General features: G+C 71.8%; 12 protein-coding genes and 1 riboswitch. Of the genes, 10 read left to right on the top strand and 2 right to left on the bottom strand.

The genetic code is table 11. The features are described 5' to 3' along the window. Positions 1 to 14: 14 nt before the first annotated feature. From J2S55_RS45750 to J2S55_RS45710, 9 genes are all read left to right on the top strand, one after another. Complete coding sequence (locus J2S55_RS45750) at positions 15 to 434, top strand: hypothetical protein (RefSeq protein ID WP_306874601.1); 420 nt, start codon at positions 15 to 17, stop codon at positions 432 to 434. A gap of 252 nt (positions 435 to 686) precedes the next feature. Continuing rightward, complete coding sequence (gene clsA / locus J2S55_RS45745) at positions 687 to 1,283, top strand: cardiolipin synthase ClsA (RefSeq protein WP_306874598.1); 597 nt, start codon at positions 687 to 689, stop codon at positions 1,281 to 1,283. Positions 1,284 to 1,286: 3 nt separating this feature from the next. Beyond that, positions 1,287 to 3,788, top strand: coding sequence for a mannose-1-phosphate guanyltransferase (locus J2S55_RS45740; RefSeq protein ID WP_306874596.1), 2,502 nt, complete (start codon positions 1,287 to 1,289; stop codon positions 3,786 to 3,788). 324 nt (positions 3,789 to 4,112) lie between these two features. Further along, positions 4,113 to 4,625, top strand: coding sequence for a double zinc ribbon and FHA domain-containing protein (locus J2S55_RS45735; protein WP_271217508.1), 513 nt, complete (start codon positions 4,113 to 4,115; stop codon positions 4,623 to 4,625). A gap of 26 nt (positions 4,626 to 4,651) precedes the next feature. Then, on the top strand, positions 4,652 to 5,302 hold the full coding sequence (gene ftsR / locus J2S55_RS45730; protein ID WP_306874591.1) for a transcriptional regulator FtsR: 651 nt from the start codon (positions 4,652 to 4,654) through the stop codon (positions 5,300 to 5,302). 79 nt (positions 5,303 to 5,381) lie between these two features. Continuing rightward, on the top strand, positions 5,382 to 5,852 hold the full coding sequence (locus J2S55_RS45725; protein WP_086012361.1) for a bifunctional nuclease family protein: 471 nt from the start codon (positions 5,382 to 5,384) through the stop codon (positions 5,850 to 5,852). A gap of 144 nt (positions 5,853 to 5,996) precedes the next feature. Further along, positions 5,997 to 6,617, top strand: a complete 621-nt coding sequence (locus J2S55_RS45720; protein WP_306874588.1) for a MerR family transcriptional regulator — start codon at positions 5,997 to 5,999, stop codon at positions 6,615 to 6,617. Positions 6,618 to 6,632: 15 nt separating this feature from the next. Further along, positions 6,633 to 6,724, top strand: a riboswitch (glycine riboswitch). 157 nt (positions 6,725 to 6,881) lie between these two features. Then, the gene (gcvP, locus tag J2S55_RS45715) at positions 6,882 to 9,737 is read left to right on the top strand and encodes an aminomethyl-transferring glycine dehydrogenase (protein WP_306874585.1); all 2,856 of its coding nucleotides are present in this window, start codon (positions 6,882 to 6,884) and stop codon (positions 9,735 to 9,737) included. A gap of 119 nt (positions 9,738 to 9,856) precedes the next feature. Next, positions 9,857 to 10,639, top strand: coding sequence for a YfgM family protein (locus J2S55_RS45710; protein WP_306874582.1), 783 nt, complete (start codon positions 9,857 to 9,859; stop codon positions 10,637 to 10,639). Between the two features lie 47 nt (positions 10,640 to 10,686). Here J2S55_RS45710 and J2S55_RS45705 read toward each other — a convergent pair whose 3' ends face one another. Further along, positions 10,687 to 11,046, bottom strand: coding sequence for a hypothetical protein (locus J2S55_RS45705; protein WP_306874579.1), 360 nt, complete (start codon positions 11,044 to 11,046; stop codon positions 10,687 to 10,689). A 112-nt stretch (positions 11,047 to 11,158) separates the two neighbouring features. Between J2S55_RS45705 and J2S55_RS45700 the strand changes: the two genes are divergently transcribed. Then, positions 11,159 to 11,767 (top strand): alpha/beta hydrolase family protein, encoded by a 609-nt coding sequence (locus J2S55_RS45700; protein ID WP_306874576.1) that lies wholly within the window; start codon positions 11,159 to 11,161, stop codon positions 11,765 to 11,767. Here J2S55_RS45700 and J2S55_RS45695 read toward each other — a convergent pair whose 3' ends face one another. Further along, the gene (locus J2S55_RS45695) at positions 11,768 to 11,959 is read right to left on the bottom strand and encodes a DUF5999 family protein (RefSeq protein ID WP_012890661.1); all 192 of its coding nucleotides are present in this window, start codon (positions 11,957 to 11,959) and stop codon (positions 11,768 to 11,770) included. Between the last annotated feature and the right edge of the window lie 120 nt (positions 11,960 to 12,079).

Below are 12,079 nucleotides of genomic sequence, written 5' to 3'. Positions count from 1 at the left end.
AAGGACAACATCCCATGCAGGAGGTCGTCGCCCCGCCGTCCACAGCCCAGGGCCGCCCCGTCTCCGCCGGCCTGCTCTACAGCCTGCGCATCCTGGTCACCGCCCAGGCGGCCGGCCTGGTCGTCGCCGCCTCGTTCGCCGGCCAGGCCGTGCAGAGCGGGGGAGAGCTGGGTGAGACCCACGTCATGGCCGGAATGGTGGTGCATCTGATCGCGCTGCTGCAGATCGTCGCCGCCGTGCTGCTGTGGCGGCCGGGCCGGGGCGCGGGGTGGCCCGCGCTGGCCAGCCTCGGCCTGTTCCTGGTCGGCATGGGTCAGCACTTCAGCTGGGAGATGCTCGGCACCCACGTGCCCAGCGGCCTGGCCCTGTTCGGCCTGACCGTGGCCGTGCTGATCTGGGCCTGGTCGCCCCGCGCAGCCGTACGCCGCTCCTGAGAGCCCCGCCGCGGGCGTCACCGGACCCACCTGGGCCCGGGGGCGCCCGCGGCGCCGTTTCCGGCCTTCGGCCGGGTGGAAAGTCCCTCGCGGGGGCCTGAGGGCCGCAGCGGCCCCGTGGGCCGTCCGTGAGACCCCGCGTCCCGGCGCGGGCCCGCCGGCCGGGGCGATGGGTCCGGAACGGGCGGTACGGCCCGTGCGCGCCCCGCACCGGTAGGGTCGGCATCAAGTGCGGGGACGGGAGACATGCGGGTGAATCCGGAAGCATCGGGGGCCGAGGACCGAATCTGGACGGTTCCCAACGCGTTGAGCCTGGCCAGACTGCTCGGCGTGCCGGTCTTCCTCTGGCTGGTGCTGGGGCCCAGGGCCGACGGCTGGGCGGTCGCGCTGCTGATGCTGGCCGGCTTCTCCGACTGGCTCGACGGCAAGATCGCCCGGGCCTGGAACCAGACCAGCAGGCTCGGCCGGCTGCTCGACCCGCTGGCCGACCGGCTCTACATCCTGGCCACCCTGTTCGGCCTGGCCATGCGGGACATCATCCCCTGGTGGCTGGCGCTGGCGATCCCGCTGCGCGACGTGATGCTGCTGGGCATCCCGCCCGTCCTGCGCCGTCTCGGATACGGCCCCGCGCTGCCGGTGCACTTCCTCGGCAAGGCCGCCACGGCAAACCTGCTCTACGCCTTCCCGCTGCTCTTCCTCGCCCACCACGACGTCTGGTACGCGGATGTGGCCGGAATCGTCGGCTGGTCGCTCGCGATCTGGGGCACAGGTCTGTACTGGTGGTCCGGGGTGCTGTATTGGGTACAGGTGCGGCAGCTCGTCAGAGGAGCCAGACGCCTTAAGAGGTGATGTGTGAAGGCCGTTGTGATGGCGGGCGGGGAAGGGACACGGCTCCGGCCGATGACCGCGAACCAGCCCAAACCCCTGTTACCTGTGATCAATCGGCCGATCATGGAGCATGTGCTGCGTCTGCTGAAGCGGCACGGGCTCACCGAGACCGTGGTGACCGTGCAGTTCCTGGCGGCCCTGGTCCGCAACTACTTCGGCGACGGCGACGAGCTCGGCATGAGCCTGCACTACGCCACCGAGGACGTCCCGCTCGGCACCGCCGGCAGCGTCAAGAACGCCGCCGACAAGCTCCGCGACGACCGCTTCCTCGTCATCTCCGGCGACGCGCTCACCGACATCGACCTGACCGACATGATCCGCTTCCACCGGGAGAACGGCGCGCTGGTCACCATCGGGCTCAAGCGGGTGCCCAACCCGCTGGAGTTCGGCATCGTCATCGTCGACGACCAGGGCCGGGTGGAGCGCTTCCTGGAGAAGCCCACCTGGGGCCAGGTCTTCTCCGACACCGTCAACACCGGCATCTACGTGATGGAGCCGGAGGTCCTCGACGAGATCGCCGCCGGCGAGGCGGTCGACTGGTCGGCGGACGTCTTCCCCCGCCTGCTGGCCCGCGGCGCCCCCCTGTACGGCTACGTCGCCGAGGGCTACTGGGAGGACGTCGGCACCCACGAGAGCTACCTCAGGGCCCAGGCCGACGTGCTGTCGGGCCGCGTCAAGGTGGACATCGACGCCTTCGAGGTCTCGCCCGGCGTCTGGGTGGCCGAGGGCGCCTCGGTGGACACCGACGCCACGCTCAAGGGCCCGCTCTACGTCGGCGACTACGCCAAGGTCGAGGCCGGGGCCGAGCTGCGCGAATACACCGTCCTGGGCAGCAACGTCGTGGTCCGCGAGGGCGCCTTCCTGCACCGCGCCGTCGTCCACGACAACGTCTACGTCGGACCGCGCGCCCACCTGCGCGGCTGCGTCATCGGCAAGAACACCGACCTGATGACCGGGACCAGGATCGAGGAGAGCGCCGTCGTCGGCGACGAGTGCATCATCGAGGCCGAGGCTTACGTCTCCTCCGGGGTCAAGGTCTACCCGTTCAAGACCATCGAGGCGGGGGCGGTGGTCAACACCAGCGTCATCTGGGAGCCGCGCGGCCAGCGCAACCTGTTCGGCCCGCGCGGGGTGTCCGGGCTGGTCAACGTGGAGATCACCCCCGAGCTGTGCGTACGGCTGGCCAGCGCCTACGCCACCACCCTCAAGAAGGGCACCTCGGTCATCACCTCCCGCGACTCCTCGCGCGCCGCGCGGGCGCTGAAGCGGGCCGTGATCAGCGCCCTGAACGCCAGCGCGATCAACGTGCTCGACCTGGAGGCGGCCCCGCTGCCGGTCTCCCGCTTCCACACCGCCAGGGAGAACGCCGTCGGCGGCATCGCGCTGCGCACCACCCCCGGAGACCCGCAGAGCGTCGACATCGTCTTCATGGACGAGCGCGGCGCGGACCTGTCCCAGGCGGCCCAGCGCAAGCTGGACCGGGTCTTCTCCCGGCAGGAGTTCCGCCGCGCCTTCCCGGGGGAGATCGCCGAGCTCAGCTTCCCCGCCCGGGCGGTCGAGGACTACACACACGAGCTGCTGCGCTGCGTCGAGATGACCGGGGTCCGCGACGCCGACATGAAGGTCGTGGTGGACTGCGCGGGCGGCACCTCCTCGCTGGTGCTGCCCAGCCTCCTCGGCCGGGTCGGGGTGGACGTGCTCACCGTCAACAACAGGCTGGACGACGCCTCGCCCACCGAGACCCTCGCCGAGCGCCGCCGCGACCTGCAGCGCCTGTCGGAGCTCGTCAGCTCCTCCAGGGCGGCCTTCGGGGTGCGGTTCGACCCCGTGGGGGAGCGGGTCGCGCTGGTGGACGAGATGGGCCAGCTGATCAGCGAGGAGCGCGCCCTGCTGGTGGTGCTGGACCTGGTGGCGGCCGAGCGGCGCGGCGGCAGGGTGGCGCTGCCGGTCACCACCACCCGGGTGGCCGAGCAGGTCTGCCGCTTCCACGGGGTGCAGGTCGAGTGGACCTCCACGGCCGTCGACGCGCTCACCGCCGCCGCGCGGGGACGGGACATGATCTTCGCCGCGGACGGGCGGGGCGGCTTCGTCGTGCCCGAGTTCGGCCCCACGGTGGACGGCCTGGCGGTGTTCCTGCGCCTGCTCGGCCTGGTCGCCAGGACGCGGCTGTCGCTCAGCCAGATCGACGCCCGGATCCCCGAGGCCAGGCTGCTGCGCCGCACCGTCCCGACCCCGTGGGCGGCCAAGGGGGTGGTGATGCGCTCGGTGATCGAGGCCGCCGAGCACTACCGCATCGACACCACCGACGGGGTGCGGGTGGTCGCCGAGGACGGCAGCTGGGCACTGGTGCTGCCCGACCCGGCCGAGGCCGTCACCCACCTGTGGGCCGAGGGCGGCGACGTCGACTCCGCCCAGAGCCTGCTCGAACACTGGGCGCGGGTCGTGGAGGAGGCGGCGGCCACGTGAGCGGGCGGCCCCGGGCGGCGGGTGACGGCGTGAGCGGGCGGCCCCGGGTGGCGGGTGGCGGCATGAGCGGGCGGCCCCGGGCGGCGGGCGCCGGTGCGAGCGGACCGGCAAACCCAGCGCGGCGGCATGGACCGGGGATGCCGCGCGGCTGTAACTTTGTCATCGACCGAACCCGCGGTCGAGCGTCTGCCTTGATCTCTGCTTCTCAACGGTGTATGTTGCGGCATTCGCAGTCTGAGAAAATACACCTGAGAAGCGAAGAAGCGAGGCGCGCATCCCTGAGCACCGTTGCCGCGTCTTCGCGGTAGGAGGCCGAGCCGATCGATGCCGAGCGTCTACTGCACGCAGTGCGGTCATGCCAACCCTGAGGATGCCCGTTTCTGTTCACGATGCGGGTCGCCGCTGACCAGGTCCGAACCACCCGGAGACAGCACTTCCACCATCTCCCTCTCCGGGATCGAGGCCTACGAGGCGGAGACCGGAGAGACGCTTCTCGCCGAGCGGCAAGCCGTCGAGCAGCTGCCCCCGGGCACCGCTCTGCTGGTGGCCATGCGTGGCCCCAACGCCGGCAGCCGCTTCCTGCTGGACAGCGATCTCACCACGGTGGGCCGCCACCCCGAGAGCGACATCTTCCTCGACGACATCACCGTCTCGCGACGCCACGTGGAGTTCTACCGGCGTGGCGGCGGGGTCTTCACCGTCCGCGACGTCGGCAGCCTGAACGGCACCTACGTCAACCGCGAGCGGATCGAGGAGGTCCCGCTGTACGGCGGGGACGAGGTCCAGATCGGCAAGTTCCGCCTGGTCTTCCTCACCCGTGGCGCCGCTGGAGGATGATGAGCTCGCAGGCCGCTCGTGCGCACATGAGCATCGGGGAGGTGCTCGCCCTCCTGCAGGGCGAGTTCCCCGATGTCAGCATCTCCAAGATCCGTTTCCTGGAGGGCGAGGGGTTGATCGAGCCGGAGCGCAGTCCCTCCGGTTACCGCAAATTCTCCTACGCCGACGTCGAGCGGCTCCGCTACATCCTCAGCGAGCAGCGTGACCGCTACCTGCCGCTGCGCGTGATCAAAGATCATCTCGAGGCCGCCGACCGTGAGGAACGGCCGGTGGCCCGCCCGCGCGCCGTCCCCGACGACGCGCCCTCCCAGGTCCGCCTCACCCGTGAGGAACTGCTCGCCGCCGCCGAGCTCAGCGAGGAGGCCCTCACCGAGCTGGAGGACTACGGCCTGCTGGCCGCGGTCGCCCGCTACTACGACGCCGAGGCCCTGGCCGTGGCCCGCAGCGTCGGCGCGCTGGCCGCCTTCGGACTGCACGCCCGCCATCTGCGGGCGGTCAAGGCCGCGGCCGAGCGCGAGGCCGGGCTGGTGGAACAGGCCATCGCCCCGCTGCTGCGCCGCCGCGGGCCGGGCGCCATCGACCAGGCCGACGAGACCGCCCGGGAGATTTCCGGCCTCCTGCTGGAATTGCACGCCTCGCTGGTACGTTCCGGCGTGCGTGGGGTGCTGGGCCGGTGACAACCTGACCAGGCACTCGTACCCCCACGAGTGTTACGTTGAACAAACCGGTCGGAATCCAGCGAAGACGGAGCAGCCCGTGTTGCAGATGGAGGTCGTGGGCGTTCGGGTTGAGATGCCCTCCAACCAGCCAATTGTTCTGCTGAAGGAGGCACATGGGGAGCGTTATCTGCCAATCTGGATCGGCATGACAGAGGCGACCGCGATCGCCATGGCTCAGGCCGAGGAGCCGCCTCCGCGGCCCCTGACCCATGACCTGTTCCGTGACGTTCTCGACGCGCTCGGCGTCCGGCTGAGCACGGTGAACATCGTCGCCCTCCGCGACGGGATCTTCTTTGCCGATCTCGTGTTCTCCAACGGGGTCGAGGTGAGTGCCCGCCCCTCGGACTCGATCGCCCTGGCACTGCGCACCGGTGCGCGCATCTTCGCCAGCGAGGACGTGGTCCGGGAGGCCGGGGTGATCATCCCCGACGACCAGGAGGACGAGGTGGAGAAGTTCAGGGAGTTCCTTGACACAATCACGCCCGAGGACTTCGGTCGCGCAGGGTAGGAATTTCGGTGCATTTACGCTTCACGACGCGCCGGGTGGGGTCGTTGACTGAGCTTGGCCCCAGTCCTACGGTGCAAGTGAAACCCACGGCTGTGCGTAAACCCCCAGATCAGGCCGCGGGATGAGAGAAAGCCGGAGGTCCGCGTGGCGGTCAGCAGCGGCGAGGGTAGAAACGCCGATCAGGATGACCCGGAACGGCGCCAGTCGGCACGTCAGCGCGCGGGTGAAGAGGGTCTGCTGTTCGACGGGCAGCCGGTGAAGACGCCCGCCGACATCGGATATCGAGGCCCCACCGCCTGCGCGGCGGCCGATATCACCTATCGGCAGCTGGACTACTGGGCGCGCACCGGACTGGTCGAGCCCACCGTGCGGGCCGCCCACGGTTCCGGCTCCCAGCGACTGTACGGCTTCCGCGACATCCTGGTGCTCAAGGTCGTCAAACGGCTGCTCGACACCGGTGTCTCCCTCCAGCAGATCCGCATCGCCGTACAGCACCTGCGCGACCGCGGCGTCAGCGACCTCGCCCAGATCACGCTGATGAGCGACGGGGTGAGCGTCTACGAGTGCACCTCGCCCGACGAGGTCATCGACCTGCTCCAGGGCGGGCAGGGAGTCTTCGGCATCGCCCTGGGCCGGGTGTGGCAGGAGGTCGAGGGCTCGCTGGCGGATCTCCCCGGTGAGCGGGCGGAGGCCGGCCAGGGCCCTTTAGGCGATCACCACGCAGATGAGCTGGCCCGTCGTCGCAGGGCTCGGCGCACGGGGTAAAGTTAGCTCTGCTGCTGACCCTGTGCGGGAGAGACCCCGACATGATCGGGGCGCCGAAGGAGCAACCTCCCCGGAATCTCTCAGGCACCCTGTACCGCACGGACGAGGCGACTCTGGAAAGCAGGTGCGTCCGCCAGACGTATCTCACCGACGGTGAAAGCCTCCCCGCTGGGGAGGTGAAGCTCTCAGGTCGAGATGACAGAGGGGGAGATCCGGCATACGCCCGCGCCCAGCGCCGGTCTCCACCGCCTCGGGAGGCTTTCCATGACCGATCTGTCACCGCTCAGCGAGCTCACCCCTCCGCCGTTCGCCACCCGCCACATCGGGCCCGCGGACGCCGACCAGACCCGCATGCTCGAGGCGGTCGGATTCGCCTCCACCGCCGACCTGGTCGCGGTGGCCGTGCCCGAGGCGATCCGGGCCAAGGACCGGCTCCGCCTGCCCCCGGCGGCGAGCGAGCCCGAGGCCATCGCCGAGCTGCGCACCCTGGCCGGGCGCAACGCCGTGCTCACCTCGATGATCGGCCTGGGCTACCACGACACGATCACCCCGGCCGTCATCCGGCGCAACCTCCTGGAGAACCCGGGCTGGTACACCGCCTACACGCCCTACCAGCCGGAGATCTCCCAGGGCCGGCTGGAGGCCCTGATCAACTTCCAGACGGTCGTCTCCGACCTGACCGCGCTCGACGTCGCCGGGGCCTCCCTGCTGGACGAGGCCACCGCCGCCGCCGAGGCGATGACGCTGGCCCGCCGCGCCGGCCGCGCCGCGTCGAACGTGTTCGTCGTGGACGCCGACGCGCTGCCGCAGACCAAGGCCGTGCTGCGCACCAGGGCCGAGCCGCTCGGCATCGAGCTGGTCGACAGCGACTTCACCGGCGAGCTGCCCGAGTGCTTCGGCGTGCTCGTGCAGTATCCGGGCGCCAGCGGCCGGGTCAGGGACTTCCGCTCCATCGCCGAGGCCGCCCACGCGCGCGGCGCCCAGGTGGTCGCCGCCGCCGACCTGCTCGCCCTCACCCTGCTCACCGCGCCCGGCGAGTTCGGCGCCGACATCGCGATCGGCTCCTCGCAGCGCTTCGGCGTCCCGCTGGGCTTCGGCGGCCCGCACGCGGCCTACATGGCCGTCCGTGACGGCCTGCAGCGGCAGATGCCGGGCCGCCTGGTGGGCGTCTCCCAGGACGCCGACGGGCGCCCCGCCTACCGGCTCGCGCTGCAGACCCGCGAACAGCACATCCGCCGCGAGAAGGCGACCAGCAACATCTGCACCGCGCAGGTCCTGCTCGCGGTGATCGCGGGCATGTACGCCGTCTACCACGGCCCCGAGGGGCTGCGCCGGATCGGCCGGCGCATCCACCGGCACGCCGTCGTGCTCGCCGCGGGCCTGCGCCACGGCGGCGTCGAGGTCGTGCACGACGACTTCTTCGACACCGTGCTCGCCCGCGTGCCCGGCCGCGCCGCCCAGATCGTCGCCGCCGCCCGCGACAACGGGGTCAACCTGCGCCTGGTCGACGCCGACCACGTGGGCGTCACCTGCGACGAGAAGACCGAGCTCATCCACCTGGAGCAGGTCCTGGCCGCCTTCGAGGTCAGCGGCGCGGTCCTGACCGACCTCGACGCCGCCGCGCACGACGCGCTGCCCGTCGAGCTGGCGCGCACCAGCGACTACCTGACGCACCCGGTCTTCCACAGCCACCGCTCCGAGACGGCCATGCTGCGCTACCTGCGCAGGCTCCAGGACAAGGACATCGCGCTCGACCGGTCGATGATCCCGCTGGGCTCGTGCACCATGAAGCTCAACGCGACCACCGAGATGGAGCCGATCACCTGGCCGGAGTTCGCCGGGCTGCACCCCTACGCCCCGGAGGAGCAGGTCGGGGGCTACCTGGAGCTGATCAAGGAGCTGGAGGGCTGGCTGGCCGAGGTCACCGGCTACGACGCGGTGTCGATCCAGCCCAACGCCGGCTCCCAGGGCGAGTTCGCCGGTCTGCTGGCCATCCGCGCCTACCACAAGGCGCGTGGCGAGTCCGGACGCGACGTCTGCCTGATCCCGTCCTCGGCGCACGGCACCAACGCCGCCAGCGCCGTCATGGCGGGCATGCGCGTCGCCGTGGTCGCCTGTGACGACAACGGCAACGTCGACCTCGCCGACCTCGACGCCAAGATCGACAAGCACCGCGACCAGCTCGCCGCCATCATGGTGACCTACCCCTCCACGCACGGCGTCTACGAGGAGACCATCACCCAGGTGTGCGAGCGGGTCCACGAGGCCGGCGGCCAGGTCTACGTCGACGGCGCCAACCTCAACGCGCTGGTCGGCCTGGCCAAGCCGGGCGAGTTCGGGGCCGACGTCTCCCACCTGAACCTGCACAAGACCTTCTGCATCCCGCACGGCGGCGGCGGCCCGGGCGTCGGGCCCGTCGCGGTCCGCGCGCACCTGGCCGACTACCTGCCCGGCCACCCGCTGCGCGACGGCTCGGCGGTCGGCCCGGTCTCGGCCGCGCCGTACGGCTCGGCGGGCATCCTGCCCATCTCCTGGGCCTACATCCGGATGATGGGCGCCGAGGGCCTCACGGCGGCCACCGAGCAGGCCATCCTGTCGGCCAACTACCTGGCGCGCAGGCTGGCCCCGCACTACCCGGTCCTCTACACCGGCCGCGGCGGCCTGGTCGCCCACGAGTGCATCGTCGACCTGCGCCAGATCACCAAGGAGACCGGCGTGACCGTGGACGACGTGGCCAAGCGCCTGGTCGACTACGGCTTCCACGCGCCGACCATGTCCTTCCCGGTGGCCGGCACGCTGATGATCGAGCCGACCGAGAGCGAGGACCTGGCCGAGCTCGACCGCTTCTGCGACGCGATGATCGCGATCCGGGGTGAGATCGAGAAGGTCGCCTCCGGGGCCTACGACAAGACCGACAACCCGCTGCGCAACGCCCCGCACACGGCCGACTGCCTGCTCACCGGCGAGTGGGACCACCCCTACACCCTGACCGAGGCGGCCTACCCGCTGCCGTCGGTGCGCGAGGGCAAATACTGGTCGCCGGTCCGCCGCATCGACCAGGCCTACGGCGACCGCAACCTGGTGTGCTCCTGCCCGCCGCTTGAGGCCTACGAGGACTGACCGATACTCCCGCGGCCCGCGCCCCTCCCGGCGCGGGCCGTATTCGTCCCATATGTGGGGGACGGGTGCGGCCCCGAGTCGTTAGGCTCGGGGCATTCCTTTACCCGGGAGGACCCTGCATGCCAGAGGTGGACACGCACCCCTTGGACACCGCGCGGAGACTGGCCGAGAGCGGCGACCTGGACGGCGCGGCAACGATCTTCACAGCGCTGGCCGCCGACCCCGCCGAGCCCGACCGGGCGCAGGCGGCGGTGGGTCTGGCGGTGGTGCTCCAGGAGCGCGGAGACGTGGCGGGAGCCCGGGCCGCGGCCCGCACCGCGCTGGTGACCGGGCATCCGGAGTTCGCCGCGCAGGCCGCCTGCCTGCTCGCCCGCAGCTTCGAGCGTGAGGACCTGCCCGACCAGGCCCGGGCCGCCTGGCAGGCCGCCCTCGGCGTCGGGAACCCCGCCTACCTCCCGCTGGCGCACATGGCGCTGGCCAGGCTCGCGGAGGGGCGGCAGGAGGCCGAGGAGGCCCTGCGGGCCGCGCTGGCGACCGCCCACCCGGAGATCGCCTCCCACGCCGCCCAGGGGCTGGCCGAGCTGCTGATGGAGGAGGGGGAGGCGGGTGAGGCCGCCGAGGTGCTCCTGGAGGCGCTCTCGGTGGCCGAGGTGGCCGACGTGTCCAGGCTCCGGGTCCTGCTCGGCATCGCGCATCTGGAGCTGGCGTGCGCGGAGTTCGCCGGGGCGGTCGAGGAGGGCGGCGAGGCCGAGACCGGTGCGCTGGCCATCGAGCTGCTGGCCCGCACCCTCCCGCTGCGGGGCCGCGACGAGGACGCCGAACAGGTCTGGCGCTACGGTCTGGACAGCCCTGACGAGCGGCTCGCCGAGGACGTCCGCCTCAGGCTGAACCGCGGCGCCTGATCCCCCGCCGACCTCTTGCCGGGCCGGCCCCCGCCGGCCCGCCGGGCTCAGTCGCGGCCACGCCAGCGGCTGATCGCGTGGGCGATGTTGATCACCACGATGCCGCCCCAGGCCAGCAGCAGGCCCGCGGTGCCCGCCTCGCCGGCGGCGATGGCGGTCAGCGGGATGCCGATGCCCATCGAGCCCAGCGCGATCGCGGTGGAGGAGCCGCCCTTGCGCTGCCGGGGCCGGTGCCCGGGGTGGGGCTCCGGGTAGGGGCCCGGGTGGGGGTGGCGGCCTCCGGCGAGGTGCATCTCGGCCCGCACGCGGGCGGCGATGCTCGCGTCGAGGCGCTCGACGAACGCCTCCACCAGCGCGGTCTCGTACTCCGGACCGAGCTCCCGCCGGGCCTCGATGGTGGCGCGCATGTCCTGTCGGATATCTTGGTGATCCTGCACGTCCCGATTCTCCGCCCGCACGCGGCCGCTGGCATCAGCCGTTAGGACTAGATCTGTGTCCATCCGGAGCACGGCCCCTGCCATGGAGATCATGACCCCGCACGGCCCGGCCCTGGCGGAGCTGGACGAGGTCACCGACCCGCGTTTCCTGCTGGTGCTCACCCACGGCTCGGCCGGGGGAGTGGACGCCCCGGACCTGCTGGCCGTACGGGAGGCCGTGACGGGGATCGGCGGGACGGTGGCCCGCGTGCTCCAGCCGTTCCGGCTGCGGGGGGCCCGGGCCCCGGGCTCGGCGGTCAAGCAGGACGAGGCCTGGGTGGCGCTGGTCGCCGGACTCCAGGAGCGCTGTCCGGGGCTGCCGCTCGTCCAGGGAGGGCGGAGCAACGGGGCCCGGGTCGCCTGCCGTACGGCCCTGGAGGTCGGGGCCGAGGCGGTCGTCGCGCTGGCCTTCCCGCTCCATCCGCCGGGCAGGCCGGAGCGCTCCCGCGCCGGGGAGCTGCGCGCGGCGGGCGTGGACGTGCTGGTGGTGAACGGAGATCGCGACCCGTTCGGCGTGCCCGAGGCGGCGGACGCCGCGCGCCTGGCGGTGCTGCCGGGGGAGGGTCACGATCTCAAGAAGGACCCCGCCCGCGTGGGCGAGATCGTCGCGGAGTGGCTCGGGGCGAGGATGCGGCCGTGCCCGGCGCGATGATCAGGCGACGCCGGCCAGGGGCCGGTGCGGCTCGATGACGGCACCGTCGGGCAGGAGCTCGCCGGTGTCCTCGAACAGCACCACACCGTTGCAGAGCAGGCTCCAACCCTGCTCGGGGTGGGCTGCCATCGTGCGGGCGGCTTCGCGGTCCAGCGCCTCGGCGGACGGGCAGGACGGCTGGTGCGGGCACATCGGCGTGCCTCCGGATCTCTCTTGTCGGCTCACCGGAATCCGCATCGAAGGCCGGCGGGCACCGTCCCGATGGGTTCCGTTCCCACCTGTGACGGGGGGAGGAGCATCTGGATTGACATA

The organism is Streptosporangium brasiliense (genome assembly GCF_030811595.1).
Lineage (GTDB): Bacteria > Actinomycetota > Actinomycetes > Streptosporangiales > Streptosporangiaceae > Streptosporangium > Streptosporangium brasiliense.
This window is presented reverse-complemented; position numbering and strand designations above follow the sequence as displayed.

What these genes read in the sequence shown, in the direction of transcription:
- ftsR (WP_306874591.1), top strand. Translation starts at nt 4,652, where the DNA reads ATGAGCATCGGGGAGGTGCTCGCCCTCCTGCAGGGCGAGTTCCCCGAT.
- J2S55_RS45750 (WP_306874601.1), top strand. Translation starts at nt 15, where the DNA reads ATGCAGGAGGTCGTCGCCCCGCCGTCCACAGCCCAGGGCCGCCCCGTC.
- J2S55_RS45735 (WP_271217508.1), top strand. Translation starts at nt 4,113, where the DNA reads ATGCCGAGCGTCTACTGCACGCAGTGCGGTCATGCCAACCCTGAGGAT.
- gcvP (WP_306874585.1), top strand. Translation starts at nt 6,882, where the DNA reads ATGACCGATCTGTCACCGCTCAGCGAGCTCACCCCTCCGCCGTTCGCC.
- J2S55_RS45695 (WP_012890661.1), bottom strand. Translation starts at nt 11,959, where the DNA reads ATGTGCCCGCACCAGCCGTCCTGCCCGTCCGCCGAGGCGCTGGACCGC.
- J2S55_RS45705 (WP_306874579.1), bottom strand. Translation starts at nt 11,046, where the DNA reads ATGCGCGCCACCATCGAGGCCCGGCGGGAGCTCGGTCCGGAGTACGAG.
- J2S55_RS45700 (WP_306874576.1), top strand. Translation starts at nt 11,159, where the DNA reads ATGGAGATCATGACCCCGCACGGCCCGGCCCTGGCGGAGCTGGACGAG.
- J2S55_RS45710 (WP_306874582.1), top strand. Translation starts at nt 9,857, where the DNA reads ATGCCAGAGGTGGACACGCACCCCTTGGACACCGCGCGGAGACTGGCC.